Annotated in this window: 11 protein-coding genes; 4 read left to right on the top strand and 7 right to left on the bottom strand. The window is 60.5% G+C overall.

The features are described from left to right. Nucleotides 1–49: 49 nt before the first annotated feature. Both CLU84_RS05150 and CLU84_RS05145 read left to right on the top strand, forming a co-directional pair. Nucleotides 50–1162 (top strand): PepSY domain-containing protein, encoded by a 1113-nt coding sequence (locus CLU84_RS05150; protein WP_099736262.1) that lies wholly within the window; start codon nucleotides 50–52, stop codon nucleotides 1160–1162. Between the two features lie 149 nt (nucleotides 1163–1311). Beyond that, on the top strand, nucleotides 1312–1707 hold the full coding sequence (locus CLU84_RS05145) for a VOC family protein (protein ID WP_099736260.1): 396 nt from the start codon (nucleotides 1312–1314) through the stop codon (nucleotides 1705–1707). Between the two features lie 64 nt (nucleotides 1708–1771). Here the strand turns inward: CLU84_RS05145 and CLU84_RS05140 are convergent, their stop codons facing one another. The 6 genes from CLU84_RS05140 to CLU84_RS05110 all read right to left on the bottom strand — a co-directional run bounded on the left by CLU84_RS05140 (nucleotide 1772) and on the right by CLU84_RS05110 (nucleotide 11616). Next, on the bottom strand, nucleotides 1772–4687 hold the full coding sequence (locus tag CLU84_RS05140) for an aconitate hydratase (RefSeq protein ID WP_099736258.1): 2916 nt from the start codon (nucleotides 4685–4687) through the stop codon (nucleotides 1772–1774). A gap of 542 nt (nucleotides 4688–5229) precedes the next feature. Next, nucleotides 5230–6396 carry a CaiB/BaiF CoA-transferase family protein gene (locus tag CLU84_RS05130; protein WP_099736257.1) on the bottom strand — a complete coding sequence of 389 codons (1167 nt, stop codon included), beginning with the start codon at nucleotides 6394–6396 and terminating at the stop codon, nucleotides 5230–5232. 79 nt (nucleotides 6397–6475) lie between these two features. Next, nucleotides 6476–7483 carry a tripartite tricarboxylate transporter substrate binding protein gene (locus CLU84_RS05125; protein WP_099736256.1) on the bottom strand — a complete coding sequence of 336 codons (1008 nt, stop codon included), beginning with the start codon at nucleotides 7481–7483 and terminating at the stop codon, nucleotides 6476–6478. Between the two features lie 38 nt (nucleotides 7484–7521). After that, nucleotides 7522–8703: a M20 aminoacylase family protein gene (locus CLU84_RS05120; RefSeq protein ID WP_099736255.1), complete on the bottom strand. Its 1182-nt coding sequence runs from the start codon at nucleotides 8701–8703 to the stop codon at nucleotides 7522–7524. A 110-nt stretch (nucleotides 8704–8813) separates the two neighbouring features. Further along, complete coding sequence (locus CLU84_RS05115) at nucleotides 8814–9770, bottom strand: tripartite tricarboxylate transporter substrate binding protein (RefSeq protein ID WP_233210076.1); 957 nt, start codon at nucleotides 9768–9770, stop codon at nucleotides 8814–8816. Between the two features lie 139 nt (nucleotides 9771–9909). Continuing rightward, nucleotides 9910–11616: an acyl-CoA dehydrogenase family protein gene (locus CLU84_RS05110; protein ID WP_099736251.1), complete on the bottom strand. Its 1707-nt coding sequence runs from the start codon at nucleotides 11614–11616 to the stop codon at nucleotides 9910–9912. 106 nt (nucleotides 11617–11722) lie between these two features. On the opposite strand from CLU84_RS05110, the gene CLU84_RS05105 reads away from it, so the two are divergent. Beyond that, on the top strand, nucleotides 11723–12610 hold the full coding sequence (locus CLU84_RS05105) for a LysR family transcriptional regulator (protein WP_099736249.1): 888 nt from the start codon (nucleotides 11723–11725) through the stop codon (nucleotides 12608–12610). Nucleotides 12611–12761: 151 nt separating this feature from the next. After that, nucleotides 12762–13226: a bacterioferritin gene (gene bfr / locus CLU84_RS05100; RefSeq protein WP_099736248.1), complete on the top strand. Its 465-nt coding sequence runs from the start codon at nucleotides 12762–12764 to the stop codon at nucleotides 13224–13226. A 129-nt stretch (nucleotides 13227–13355) separates the two neighbouring features. Here the strand turns inward: bfr and CLU84_RS05095 are convergent, their stop codons facing one another. Beyond that, on the bottom strand, nucleotides 13356–14036 hold the full coding sequence (locus CLU84_RS05095; protein WP_099736247.1) for a 7-cyano-7-deazaguanine/7-aminomethyl-7-deazaguanine transporter: 681 nt from the start codon (nucleotides 14034–14036) through the stop codon (nucleotides 13356–13358). Nucleotides 14037–14165 lie beyond the last annotated feature (129 nt).

Below are 14165 nucleotides of genomic sequence, written 5' to 3'. Positions count from 1 at the left end.
ATCCAGCCCTCGCGGCTGAATTGCATGGCGCGCGACGACCTCTGACTCCATGACTTCGCTACGTTCTCTGTGGCTGCGGCTGCATCGCTGGTTTGCTCTGAGCCTGGGCTGGATTCTGATTCTGGCCGGGCTCACGGGGGCCGTGCTCATCGCCGCCCAGCCACTCGATCGCCTGGCACATCCCCAGCTATTCAAAGCTCCAGCAGCTACGCCTGCCGCGGCGCTGACACCGATACTGGAGCAGGCGCGCCAGGAGTTCGGCGACAAGGCGAGCTTTCGCTTCAAACTGCCCCAGGAAGCTGGCGACAGCCTCTGGCTCAGGGTGGAGTCGCACAGCTGGCGCGGCACCGTCTACCTGAACCCTGAATCTGGACAAGAGCAAGGCCGCCGCGGCGAGACAGAGGGCTTTGTCAACATCTTGTTCAAGTTGCACAGCACCCTGCTGCTGGACGCCAACGGCAAAGCCCTCCTCGCCTGGACGGCACTGGCCTATGTATTGCTGCTACTGACCGGCATCATTCTCTGGTGGCCAAAGCGCTGGCCTGGCAACTGGCGCATCGAACTGAACAAAAATCTGATGCGCGCCCTGTTCGATCTGCACCGCATCGGCGGTGTGCTCATGGGCTTGCTGATTGCCGTCTTGGTCGTCACCGGTGCCTATATGGCCTGGCGGCCGCTGGGCGATGTGCTCAATATGATTAGCAGCTCCAAAGCAGTCAAAGCCCCCAAGCTGCCGCCGCTTTCCGCAGATGCATTGCCCGCTGCGCCCAGCCTGGATGCCATGCTGGCCAGCGCACGCGCTGCCATGCCCGATGGTCAGGCCAGTTTTGTGCAGATCGCGGCCAAGACCACCGATCCCAAGCAAGCCATGCGCATCCGTTTTCGCGCCCCCGACGAGCCGCACCCCAATGGCATCAGCTCGGTGTGGCTGGACCCACGCACCGGTTCCGTCCTAGCCGTGCAGCGCTGGCATGAGCTGGACCCCGGCGCTGCAGCGGTGGCCATTGCCTATCCGCTGCATACGGGCGAGCTGGGCGGAGTGCTGCTGGAGATCATCAACGGCCTGACCGGCCTGGTGCTGGCTGGGCTGGGCCTCAGCGGCGTCTGGCTATGGTGGCAGCGCCGCAAGGCCAGAAAACTGGCTAAAAGCCGATTGTCCTGAGAGTTCATCTTGGGCAGACCAAGCATCCTCGATGCTCCCACCCAGCGACAACTGACGCGGTCCGGACATTCGAGGCCTCGTCCGCTTGCATCACGCCGCCAAGCACCTCAGCATCGCAACTCCACCAACGCGCAAGCAAGGAGTTCGTGATGGCAATGAATCCCGTAGGCTGGTTCGAGATCTATGTTCAAGACATGCAGCGTGCCAAGACCTTCTATGAGGCCGTTCTCGGCCACCAGCTGCAGGCACTGCCCATGCCCGAGGGCGGCGAGCATCCGGATATGGAGATGTGGGCTTTTCCGGGTCAGCCCGACCAAGCCGGCGCGACCGGCGCGCTGGTCCACATGCCTGGCTGCCCAACCGGGGGCGGCAGCGGCGGCACCATGATCTACTTTGTCTGCGAAGACTGTGCCGAGCAGGCCGCCCGTGTGGCGAAACATGGCGGCAGCCTTCAGCGCGAGAAAGTCTCTATCGGCCCTTATGGCTTTATTGCCCTTGCGACCGACACCGAGGGCAATATGTTCGGCCTGCATTCCATGAAATAGCCTAGTCCAGGACGTAAAAAAGGCCTGCCGCGCAATCGAGCAGGCCTTTTGCTTTTCAGCCGCCTCAGCTCAGCAACTGCCTGAGCACATAGGGCAGGATGCCGCCGTGACGGTAGTAGTCCACCTCGATAGGCGTATCGATGCGCAGTTTGACGGTGACCGTTTTCTTGCTGCCATCAGGCTTGGTGATGATCAATTGCGCATCGCTTTGCGGAGCCAGGTCTGCAGCGGGAATCACATCAATGAACTCCTCACCTGTCAGCCCCAGACTTTGCCAGCTGTCATTGCCCTTGAACTGCAGCGGCAGCACGCCCATGCCGACTAGGTTGGAGCGATGGATGCGCTCAAAGCTGCGTGCCACCACGGCCTTGATGCCCAGCAACTGCGTACCCTTGGCCGCCCAGTCGCGGCTGGAACCTGTGCCGTATTCTTCGCCCGCCAGCACTATGGTGGCACGGCCTGCAGACTGGTACTTCATGGCTGCGTCGTAGATGGACATCTTCTCCACCTTGCCATGGTCATCACGGTAGAGCGTGACACCGCCCTCCTCGCGTGCACCATCGGACTGCGCAGGAATCATCAGATTCTTGATGCGCACATTGGCAAATGTGCCGCGCATCATCACCTCATGATTGCCGCGTCGTGAACCATAGCTGTTGAAATCAGCCTTTTGCACACCATGAGCCAGCAGCCATTTGCCTGCCGGCGAAGTCTCCTTGATGGAGCCTGCAGGCGAGATATGGTCGGTGGTGATGGAGTCTCCAAACAAGGCCATCACACGTGCGCCATGCACCATATATGGATTTGAGCCTTTTTGGCCCGTAGCGCTTTCTGCACCTGTGGAGGGTGCTTTCAAATCAAGAGCAAAATCGGCAAAGAATGGGGGTTCTGCGATATAGGTGCTCTCAGGCCATGTGTAAGTGGCCCCCGTCACGCCCTTGATTTTTTCCCAGAGCTTGCCCGGCTCACTGGCCACCTGCTCATAGTTGCTGCGGAAGGCCTTGCCGTTCATGGCGTACTTGAGCAGACCTTGAATCTCCTCGCTGCTGGGCCAGATGTCACCCAGGTACACATCCTTGCCACCCTTGCCTTTGCCCACGGGCTCGGTCATCAAGTCCTTGCGCACTGTTCCCGCAATGGCGTAAGCCACCACCAGCGGCGGGCTGGCCAGAAAATTGGCCTTGATATTGGGGTGGATGCGCGCCTCAAAGTTGCGGTTGCCCGAGAGCACGGCCGCGCAGACCAGATTGTTCTGCGTGATGGAGGCATTGATCTCGGGCGTCAAATCACCGGCATTGCCAATGCAGGTGGTGCAGCCATAACCGGCAAGGGCAAAGCCCAGCTTTTCCAGGTAAGGCAGCAAACCGGCCTCTGTCAGGTAGCGCGTCACCAACCGCGAGCCGGGGGCCAGCGAGGTTTTGATATGCGGCTTGACCTTGAGCCCTGCCTCCACCGCCTTTTTTGCCAGCAAGCCCGCCGCCAGCATGACACTGGGGTTGGAGGTATTAGTACAGCTGGTAATGGCCGCAATCAGCACATCGCCGCTGCCAATATCAAAGCTCTTGCCGGATGCGGCAACCGCACTGCTTGCATCAACGGCGATAGCGCTGGCCTCGGCCTTATCGGTCGTTGGCTTGTTGCTCACCATCTCGACTTTGTTGCGCTCAGCATTGGCAGGTATCGGCTTGCTCTCGGGCTGCAAGGCCTCTGGCCCATCGGGATGCACAAGATGGCGGCGGGCCAGTTGGTCGGCGGGCAAGTTGAAGCCATTTTGCGCAACCGGTGCGCTGAACAGCTCATCGAACTGAGCAGCCACATTGCCGATCTCGATACGGTCCTGTGGCCGCTTAGGGCCAGCCAGACTAGGCGCGACCTTGCCGAGATCCAGCTTGACCACATGCGAGTAGTCGATATCGCCCACCTTGGGAACGCCGAACAGGTTCTGAGCCTTGAAGTAAGCCTCGAAGGCCTGAATTTCGCTCTTGGTACGACCCGTGCCCTTGAAGTACTCGATGGTTTTTTCATCGACGGGGAAGAATCCCATGGTCGCGCCGTATTCAGGCGCCATATTGCCAATCGTGGCCCGGTCGGGCAGTGAGAGACTGCGCGTGCCTTCGCCAAAGAATTCGACAAATTTGCCGACGACTTTTTCCTTGCGCAGGATTTCTGTGACCGTGAGCACCAGATCAGTCGCCGTCACGCCTTCGCGCAACTGGCCGGTCAGCTCAAAACCCACGACATCGGGCGTGAGGAAATACACGGGCTGGCCCAGCATGGCCGCTTCGGCCTCGATACCACCCACGCCCCAGGCCACGACACCAATGCCGTTGATCATGGTGGTGTGACTGTCGGTACCGACCAGCGTATCGGGGTAGTAGACGCCATCCTTGGTCTTGTGCACACCACGTGCCAGATACTCGAGATTGACCTGGTGGACGATGCCAAACCCTGGCGGCACCACGCCAAAGGTGTCAAAGGCCTGCATGCCCCATTTCATGAACTGGTAGCGCTCCTGGTTGCGCTGAAACTCCAGCTTCATGTTCAGGTCCAGCGCCTTTTTGGTGCCGAAGTAATCGACCATGATGGAGTGATCAACCACCAGATCCACAGGCACCAGCGGCTCAATGGATTTGGGCTTCTTGCCCAGCTTGGCGGCTGTGCTGCGCATGGCAGCCAGATCGGCCAGCAAGGGCACGCCGGTAAAGTCCTGCAGCACCACGCGCGAGACAACAAACGGAATTTCATCGACCCGCTCGCTCTTGGGTTTGGCCTGCCAGCGCGCCAGTTGCTCGACATGGGCTGCGGTGATTTTCTCGCCGTCGCAGTTGCGCAGCACCGATTCGAGAACGATCCGGATCGACACCGGCAATCGCTTGATCTCAGGGAACTGCTTGGCCAGGGTGGGCAAGGAATAGAACTGACCTTTTTTGCCGCTTTCGGTCTCGAAAGACTTCAGGGTTTGGGAATAGGCGTGACGCATCGTGAGACTCTCCATCGAAGAAAATACGGGGATAACTCTGGTGCAGTCCATTGTGCACAGTTCACGACAACTGCGGTGTGGGAGTCCATGCCCCATGAAGACTTAACTGATCAAGATCAGCGCGGCAACCCAAGACACAACGCTGCTTCAAGCCCTCGTTCACCCTTCGCACAATGCTATATATTAAAGAGCACATAAGCCAAATTCTGTAAAGCGCACGAAGCAGCGCTAATGAGAACAGAATCTGACGATCGTGCTAGCTCAGTCGCTGATAAGCCACCTCCACCAACAGCTGCAGAAGCTCGCGCGAAATGTCGGCACCGAGGATATAGCCCTGTGTCACCTACTCGCTGATCCACTGAAAAGCCATGGGTGCTAGCGTTGCCCCTGCTTGGACAACACAGAACCATAAAGCGTCAGACGCTGACCGGCTGCATCTTCGTGCATGAACTGCACACTTGCCTTCACTGTGTCGCCGGGCAGCATGAGCCCTCCATTTGGAACAGGTGGCAGGCTCGGCAAGACCTGCGATCACCACGCCATCAGGCGACTGACTTGTGGCCCTCGTCCGGGCGGGTCCCAGCCGTCAGAAAATCCCGGCCCTCACTCAGAGGTGCAAACCGGTAGCTGGCCGGCGTGCGGCTGAGCTTGATCGGTGCGCCAAGTCCCTGATAGTCCCCCATCCTGACAATCATCTCCCGGTGCTCGGTATGCGGATGCTCCAGCGCCTGCGCCACATTGAGAACCGGTGCCGCAGGCACGCCGATGGCCATCAGCTCATCGGCCAGACTCACGCCATCGAACACCAGCAAAGCCTCTTCCAGCAAGGTCTTGAGTTCGACCCGGTTGACCGATCGCTGGCCGGCCGTGGCAAAGCGTGCGTCCTGCGCCAGCGCTTCACGCCCCACATGGCTGCACAACAGCCGGAACTGCCGGTCATTGCCCACGGCCAGAAAAATGGGAGCACCGCCGGTATTCAAGGCGTCATAGGGATAGATATTGGGATGGGCATTGCCCGAGCGCTGCGGCACCTTGCCCCCCATGAACCAGTTGGCCGCATGCGGGTGCAGCAGCGACAGGCCGGAGTCGTACAGCGAGGCATCCACCAATTGCCCCTGGCCGCTGCGTCCACGCTCATGCAGTGCCAGCAGCACGCCTATCGTCGCGTTCAGGCCGGTAACCATGTCCACCACCGGCAGACCCACGCGCAAGGGCTCGCCATCGGCTTCGCCGTTGATGCTCATGATGCCAGCCATGGCCTGGATGGCTGCGTCGTAACCTGGCAGACTGCCCAGCGGACCGTCGGCGCCAAAGCCGGTGACACGGCACCAGATCAAGTGAGGAAACTCGGCATGCATCTGCTCGTAGCCGATGCCCCATTTCTCCATGGTGCCGACCTTGAAGTTCTCCACCACCACATCGGCTTGGGCCATCAGCTCGCGCACGCGCGCTTGCCCGTCAGCGGCAGACAAATCCAGAAACTGGCTGCGCTTGTTGCGGTTTAGTCCGAAGTAATAGGAAGCCACGCCCTCCTGAAATGGAGGGCCCCAGGTGCGCGTATCGTCGCCCTGTGGCGGCTCGACCTTGAGCACATCGGCACCATGGTCGCCCAGTATCTGCCCGCAAAACGGGCCCCCGAGGATGCGCGACAGATCAAGAACCTTGACGCCTTGCAAGGCTCCTGGGTGGATTGTGGCGGGTTTGTGCATTTTTCAATTCCTGGCAAGGTAGGCGCTTTCGCACCCGACCGATTCTCGACAATCTCTGCTTTACGTGGCGAGCAATGGCTCAAGCCAAGGACTTACGGCCCACGCTCTGGATCAACAGAGTCAGCCGCTGATGGAACAGATTGAAGCTCTTGTCGGACTCCGCCTGCGTGGCTGTGGACTGGCGAACATGCTTGCCTTCTGCTTCCAGCTTGCTGCGGATTTCCGCATTCATCAATGCTTCGCCGACGGCGCTGCGCAATACGGCAACCCGGTCGGGCGGCGTGTTTTTTCTGACGAAGTAGCCGGCGCTGACCGTGTACTCGAAGTCCGGGCTGTATTTGCTCTGCGATATCAAAGGGACATGGCTCAAGTCCTTGGGCAAGGCTTTGGAGAAGCTGGTCAAAATCTTCAGCCGCCCCTGCTTGGCCATGCCTTCAAAGCTGGCCTGGTAGGGCAGGATGGCAAAGTCCACCTGCCCCCCGGCCAGATCCTGCAGGGCCGGGGCTGCCCCCTTGTAGGGCACATGCAGGAACGGCAGCTGCAGCTTGGCGGCCAGCGCATCGCCCATGAGGTTGTACATGGAGTCAATGCCAACTGTCCCGTAGGTCAGAGGCTGACCCTTGCGGCTGCGCGCATAGTCGATAAACCCGTCATAGCTGCTGACGGGCAGACCCTCTCTCACCATCAGCACAATGGCGGCATCCGTCGTAGGCGCCACTTGCATGAAGTCACTCGGCTTATAGCGCGCTGCCGCATTCAGCATCGGGGCCAGGAACACCTCATTGGCCGAGCCGTGAAAGAACATATAGCCATCGGCAGGCGTGTTGAGCACCTTGTTTGCGGCGATCAGACCGGTGCCTCCCCCGAGATTTTCCACAATCACCGGCTGCTTGACGCTGCGCCCAATGGACTCGGCAAAAATTCGCGCGGCCACATCGCTGACCCCGCCGGCGGGGTAAGGAACCATGAGGGTCAAAGGCTTGGAGGGAAAAGATTCCGCAGCCCATGCACTGCGGCCCACGAGCGCGGCAGCACTCGAAAGCGCTGCCGTGTGCTGCAAAAAGGTGCGACGGTGATAGGTGTTCATTTCTGTTGTCTCCTTTTATAGGTATCAGATGTGTCGCTTCAAGCCAGATAGCTTTGCGCCAGATGCACCCAGAAGGCCGCGCCTACAGGCAAGGCCTTGTCGTTGAAGTCATACAGCGGGTTGTGCACCATGCAACCGCCGTCTTCGCCCACTCCGTTGCCGAGACGGATGTAAGCCCCCGGGCGCTTTTGCAGCATGTAGGCAAAATCTTCACTGCCCATCGTGGGCGTACGCTCTCCCACGTTGTCCGTACCCAGCAAGCGAATGGCCGCCTGGCGCGCATACTCGGTCTGCTCCCTGCAGTTCACGAGCACCGGGTACTTGTGCACATAGGCGATCTCGCAACCGAGTTGATAGCTCTCTGCCTGGGCCTGGATAAAGGCCTTGATGCGCCTTTCCACCCAGCTGCGCACATCGGGGTCCAGCGCCCGCACCCCGATCTTGAGTACCGCAGTTTCAGGCACGATATTGAAGACCTCGCCCGCCTGGATGGACCCCACCGTGATGACGGCCGCATGCTGGGCATCTATCTCCCGCGTGATGATGGATTGCAAGCCGAGCACAATGCTTGCCGCGCATTGCATGCTATCGATGCCGTGGTGCGGCATGGCTCCATGGGCGCTGCGCCCGCGCAGCGTCACGGTGACCCGATCAAACGAGGCCATGGCCGGCCCCTGACTGATGGCCATCTTGCCCACCGGCAGACCCGGCGCGTTGTGAAGCGCATAGATTTCATCGCAGGGAAACTGCTCGAACAGGCCCTCATCCACCATGCGCAAGGCGCCGCCCTCGTTTTCCTCGGCGGGCTGAAAGATCAGATTCAACGTTCCGTTGAACTCCGCCTGTTCGGCAAGGTATTGGGCCGCACATAGCAAGATGGCGGTATGTCCGTCATGTCCGCAAGCATGCATCTTGCCCGGCAGGCGGCTGGCGTAATCCAGCCCTGTGCGTTCATGAATGGGCAGAGCATCCATGTCGGCCCGGATGCCCAAGGATTTTCCACCCAGGCCTTTTTTCAGAACGCCGACCACGCCGGTCGTGCCAAGGCCTCGATGCACCGCATAGCCCCAGCGCTCCAGGCATTCGGCCACGATACTGCTGGTACGGTTTTCCTCAAAGGCCAGCTCGGGATGGGCATGGATGCTGCGGCGAATATCCACAAACTCGGCTGCCGTGGCCTGCAGCTGCGCCAGCAAATGGGGAGGGCTTGAAATTGTCATATCCAATCCATGATGTGAAGCCCATGGATCACAGCGATCTCTCTCATGGGCAGTGACGGGCAGAGGGACCGCCTCCAGCGCTGTCAACCGACGAAGGCGCGATGTGCTCATCAATCGAGCTTGACGCCCGCCTTTTGCACCACCTCAGTCCATTTGTCGACCTCGGTTTTCACCAGGCTTGCCAGATAGGCTGGCTTGGTGTCGGCACCGCGCTCCAGCCCCTGGGCGGCAAACGCTTTTTTGACATTCTCGGAGTCCAGGGCCTTGGTATAGGCGCGGTTCAGCAGCTCCACCCGATCTGCAGCCATGCCCTTGGGGCCGACCACGCCAAAGAACACGCTCACGTCATAAGCCGGCAGGCCTTGCTCGGCGATGGTGGGGATTTGCGGCATGGCGCTGGAATGCTTGGCCGTGGCAATGCCCAGGGCCTTGAACTTGCCTGCCTTGATATAAGGCATGGCCGTGAGGATGTCGGTAAAGGCCATGTCCACCTGCCCTGCCAGCAAATCATTGAGCGCCGGGCCCGTGCCCTTGTAGGGCACATGCTGCAACTGGGTACCGGCCATGCCGTTGAACAGCACCCCCGCCAGATGAGAGGAAGCCCCATTGCCGGACGAAGCAAAGTTGAGCTTGCCGGGCTTGGCCTTGTCCAGCGCAATCAGCTCCTTGACATTGCTCACGCCCAGATCCGGGCGCACCACCAGCACATTGGGCAGATAGCCCACATAAATAATGGGCGTGAAGCTGGTGCGCGGGTCGTAATTGATGGACTTGTACAGCGGCTTGTTGATGGCCAGCGGGCCCGAGGTGCCGAACATCAGTGTGTAGCCATCGGGCTTGGCGCGGGCCACGGCATCGGCACCGATATTGCCGCCGGCACCGGCCTTGTTTTCCACGATCACGCTCTGGCCCAGTTCCTTGGTCAGCTCGGTGGCCAGAATGCGGGCCATGGCGTCTGTGGGCCCGCCCGGAGGAAAGGGCACGACAAACATGATGGGGCGCTCGGGAAATTTCTCGGCCGCCACGGCGCCCAGCGAAGTTCCCAGACTCAGGGCGGCACCGGCCATCACGCCAGCGCCCACGAACAGACGACGATTCACACTCATGGCTTGTCTCCTTGGTAAATCTGCCAATCAAACGTTGGCTTATAAAATTGATAGCTGCTAGCGCTTGTCTATATTGCGCTGCAGCCGTATTTCATTCAAATCATGTATTCCACTGCGCCGGCAGCTGGGCCGACTCCAGCGGATCGCGCGACAGCACGCGGTGCAGCAGCACCAGCTGCGACAGGCGCAGGCGCTCGGCCGAGCCGGTCTGGCCCGCCTCCCAGGCCATGGCAATGGCCGTGGTGCAGTTGTAGAGGCCGGTAGCCGCCTGGCGGGCCAGCACATCGCCACCCTCTTCTGCCGCTTTCTCTGCCAGTGCGCCGGCCCGCGCCAGCGCTGCTTCCAGCGCCTGGCGGTAAGCGGCGCTGAGCTGCGCCTCATCCAGCAGCTTCGTCAAATAGGCTTGCAGCACCGGCAGCGAACCTTCGCGCTTGATGGCCCGAATCACATCAAGGGCCACGATATTGCTCGTGCCTTCCCAGATGGAGCCCAGGTGGGCATCGCGCACCAGACGCGGGTCGCTCCACTCCTCGATATAGCCGCAGCCGCCACGCACTTCCATGGCATCGCCCGTGACCTTGCGCGCATCGCGGCAGGCGCGGAATTTGAGCATGGGCGTCAGAATGCGCAGCAGCGCATAGGCATCGGGCTCGCCGGCATCGGAGCGCATCAACGTCTGCGCTGTCTGGAACACCATGCTGCGCGCCTGTTCGGCCGGCAGGCGTAGCTTGTCGAGCTGGCGCTGCATCAGTGGCATGTCCTCAATGCGCTTGCCGAAGGCGATGCGCTCATGGGCGATGAACTCGGCCTCGGCCACGGCGCGGCGCATCATGCCGGCCGAACGCACGCCGTTCGACAGACGTGAGTTGTTGACCATATCGGCCATCTGCACAAAGCCCCGGCCCTGCTCGCCCACCAGATAGGCACGGGCATCGTCCATGCGGATTTCGCCGCTGGCCATGGAGCGCGTGCCCATCTTGTCCTTCAAGCGAACGATGCGGTAATGGTTGTCGCTGCCGTCGTCCAGGCTCCGCGGCAGCAGAAACAGCGAAATGCCCTTCATGCCGGGCGGCCCGCCATCCACGCGCGCCAGCACCATGGCAAATTCCGCATCGGGGTTGGAGCAAAACCATTTGTCGCCCGTCAGGCTCCAGCTGCCATCGGCCTGGGCATAGGCTATGGTCTGGGTGTTGGAGATGTCCGAGCCGGCCGCCTGCTCGGTCATGAACATGGCTCCTTGCGCCTGTTCATCCCAGTCCAGCGACAGCAGTTGTGGCAGGTATTTGTCCACCAGCTCACTGCTGCCGAACTTCTTCAAGGTGCGGGTCAGCGAATCGGTCATGGACAGCGGGCAGCACAAACCGAACTCGGACTGCACGAACAGATAGGTCAGTGCGTATTTGACGATCGGCGGCATCTTGCCCTGCCAGCCCAGCATGTCGTCGCGGTGCGACATGGCCTGCAGGCCGAACTCTCCATAGGCAATTCGCTCCAGCTCTTCATAGGCCGGATGCTTGATGATGCGCTGGCGGTCCTGGCCCGAGCGCGTGCGGTATTCCAGCTCGGGCGGGTTCTTGTCGGCAATGCCGGCCAGCTCGTCGATGCGGCCACCGGCCAGCTCGCCCATGCGCTGGAAGTACGGCTGCAGATGGGCCAGCAGATCGGCTGGCAGATAGAGCTTGAGCAGCGATTGCAGCTCGGCGTCGGTGGCATAGAAATTGGCACCGTGGCGGTCGGGCACCGGGTGAGCCTGGGCGTTGACGGCCTGGGTCACGGCATGCATCTGAGGCTGGTCATTGGCGGACATGAAGGTCTCCTGCTGGAATCAATTACGGTAAATTTCAGCACCCTGGTGTATTCGCGTCAAATATTATTAAAATCTTTATCAATACTTTTTAAATATTATTAACACCATGGAACTGCGGCTGCTGCACTACTTCGTCACCTTGGCCGAAGAGCTTCACTTCAGCCGCGCGGCCCAGCGGTTGTCGATCTCTCAGCCCCCGCTGTCCGTGGCCATCAAGCAGCTCGAGCAAGAGCTGCAGGCCCAGTTGTTCGAACGCAGCAGCAAGGGCGTGCGGCTCACGGCAGCAGGCGAACATCTGCTGGGCAAGGCTCGCCAGCTGCTGGCCCTGAGCCAGCAGGCCGCGCAGGAAACACGTGACGTGGCACAGGGCACGCGCGGCCATCTGCGCCTGGGCTTTGTCGGCTCCAGCCTGTACCGCGGCCTGCCCCAGGCATTGGAGCAATTCCAGCTCCTGCATCCCCAAGTACGTGTGGACATGCTGGAAGCCAACAGCGCCGAACAAATCCTCGACCTGCAGCAGATGCGGCTGGACATGGCCCTGGTCCATTCCATACAGCCGCCCGAAGGCATTGCCAGCCAGCTCATCATGGAAGAGGCTTTCGTGGTCTGCATGCCCGAGCACCATGCTCTGCAGGCCTGCGAAGCCGTTGACCTGGCCGAACTGAAGAACGACCGGCTGATCCTGTTTTCCCCCATGGTTTCGCCGGCCTACCACCAGCGTATCTACGAGATGTGCCTGGCCCACGGCTTTGCGCCCGAGGTGCGCCACGAGGTGCGGCACTGGCTGTCGGTGATTTCGCTGGTTTCGCTGGGCCAGGGCCTGGCGCTGGTGCCCGCTGCGCTGGAGCGCGTGGGTATGCCGCGCCTGGTGTTCCGCCCACTGCAGGGAGCGCACCCCTCGTCCGAGATGCTGGCCATGTGGCGCCGCGATCCCGCCAATCCGCTGGTGCAGACGCTGCTGACCTGCCTGAAGCAGGCCGTGGCAAGGCTCTGAAAAGAGCCGGCGTCCTGGCTCGTCAATGCGAATACACCTGCTTACAGCCCGCATCCAGAGCGCTGGCGCTCGGGAATTGATAGCCATCCTGGTTTGCTGAAGCCAGCCGCGAGATACTTCAGGCTTCGCAAACTCAACGAGAACAACAAATATGCAAGGCCACCCCGCTGTCGTCGACTATCTGAAGGACCTGCTGCGCGGCGAGCTCGCAGCGCGCGACCAGTACTTCGCGCACTCGCGCATCTATGAAGACCAAGGCTTCACCAAGCTCTTCACGCGCCTGGATCACGAGATGCAGGAAGAGACCCAGCATGCCGACGCACTGCTGCGCCGCATCCTGATGCTGGGCGGCCACCCCGACATGCGCCCCAAGGAATTCACGCCCGGCGAGACCGTTCCCGAGATGCTGAGCAAAGACCTGGCTACCGAGTACGAGGTGCGCGCCGGTCTGCAGCAAGGCATAGCGCTATGCGAACAGCACCGCGACTATGTGAGCCGCGACATGCTGCTGACCCAGTTGCGCGATACAGAGGAAGACCATGCCTACTGGCTGGAGAAGCAACTAAGCCTGATCAATATGGTTGGGCTGCAGAACTATCTGCAAAGCCAGACCTGAAGCCAAAAACGCAACTAAAGATTCAAAGGCTGCCGTCATCAGGCGGCCTTTTTCATTGCCAACCGCATCAAGGCGAAAAAAAGCCCCTTCGAGAAGGGGCTTGGATTGCCGCGGCGTGAAGCCGCCTGCTCAGGGCGCAACAGCCGCTGGCGCTGCCGGCATGCGCATGCTGCGCACAATCGTGGCCAGCACCACGCCATAGGCAGGAACGAATAGCAGCAGACTCACAGCCAGCTTGATGACGTAATCGACCATGGCGATTTCCATCCAGTTGGCGGCCATGAAAGCATCGGTGCTGTTCCAGAAAGCAATCGAGAAGAAAGCTGCCGTATCCAGCAGCTGACCGAACACCGAGGCAGCGGCAGGCGCCAACCACCAGGCATGGCTTTTCTGACGAATGCGGTCGAACACCTGAATGTCCAGCAACTGGCCCAACACATAGGCAGCAAAGCTGGCCAGAGCGATGCGAAACACAAAGCTGTTGAAGGACTCCAGCGTGTCCCAGCCATTGAAGCGGCCGTCATGGAACAGCACGCCCACTACATAGGACACCAGCAGCGCAGGCAACATGGCCCGTGTGATGACGCGCCGTGCTTCCACCTTACCGATCAGACGCACGGTCAGGTCGGTGGCCAGGAAGATGAACGGAAAGCTGAAGGCACCCCAGGTGCTGTGAAAGCCCAGCAGCGTGATCGGCAGTTGCACCAGATAGTTGCTGGCGATGACGATGGCGATGTGGAACACCACCAGAAGCGAGAGGTATAGCGGCAGGCGCGACGATGGCGTCTGCACGGCATGAGCGGATGTCATGACAGTCCTTTTTGGTCTATGGGGGCGAGGGAACCCATGGTTGCGAAGAGTGCGCCAGCGCGGCGCAGCCGTGGATTTTAAAGCTTCGAAATTATCTCTGTTGCCCCAGACAAAGTTATCCGCCGAAGG

This window comes from Comamonas sp. 26, from assembly GCF_002754475.1.
Classification (GTDB): domain Bacteria; phylum Pseudomonadota; class Gammaproteobacteria; order Burkholderiales; family Burkholderiaceae_C; genus Comamonas.
This window is presented reverse-complemented; position numbering and strand designations above follow the sequence as displayed.

Bases quoted from the DNA above. Each gene is read 5' to 3' on its own strand.
- CLU84_RS05150 (WP_099736262.1), top strand. From the start codon at position 50: ATGACTTCGCTACGTTCTCTGTGGCTGCGGCTGCATCGCTGGTTTGCT.
- CLU84_RS05145 (WP_099736260.1), top strand. From the start codon at position 1,312: ATGGCAATGAATCCCGTAGGCTGGTTCGAGATCTATGTTCAAGACATG.
- CLU84_RS05140 (WP_099736258.1), bottom strand. From the start codon at position 4,687: ATGCGTCACGCCTATTCCCAAACCCTGAAGTCTTTCGAGACCGAAAGC.
- CLU84_RS05130 (WP_099736257.1), bottom strand. From the start codon at position 6,396: ATGCACAAACCCGCCACAATCCACCCAGGAGCCTTGCAAGGCGTCAAG.
- CLU84_RS05125 (WP_099736256.1), bottom strand. From the start codon at position 7,483: ATGAACACCTATCACCGTCGCACCTTTTTGCAGCACACGGCAGCGCTT.
- CLU84_RS05120 (WP_099736255.1), bottom strand. From the start codon at position 8,703: ATGACAATTTCAAGCCCTCCCCATTTGCTGGCGCAGCTGCAGGCCACG.
- CLU84_RS05115 (WP_233210076.1), bottom strand. From the start codon at position 9,770: ATGGCCGGTGCCGCCCTGAGTCTGGGAACTTCGCTGGGCGCCGTGGCG.
- CLU84_RS05110 (WP_099736251.1), bottom strand. From the start codon at position 11,616: ATGTCCGCCAATGACCAGCCTCAGATGCATGCCGTGACCCAGGCCGTC.
- CLU84_RS05105 (WP_099736249.1), top strand. From the start codon at position 11,723: ATGGAACTGCGGCTGCTGCACTACTTCGTCACCTTGGCCGAAGAGCTT.
- bfr (WP_099736248.1), top strand. From the start codon at position 12,762: ATGCAAGGCCACCCCGCTGTCGTCGACTATCTGAAGGACCTGCTGCGC.
- CLU84_RS05095 (WP_099736247.1), bottom strand. From the start codon at position 14,036: ATGACATCCGCTCATGCCGTGCAGACGCCATCGTCGCGCCTGCCGCTA.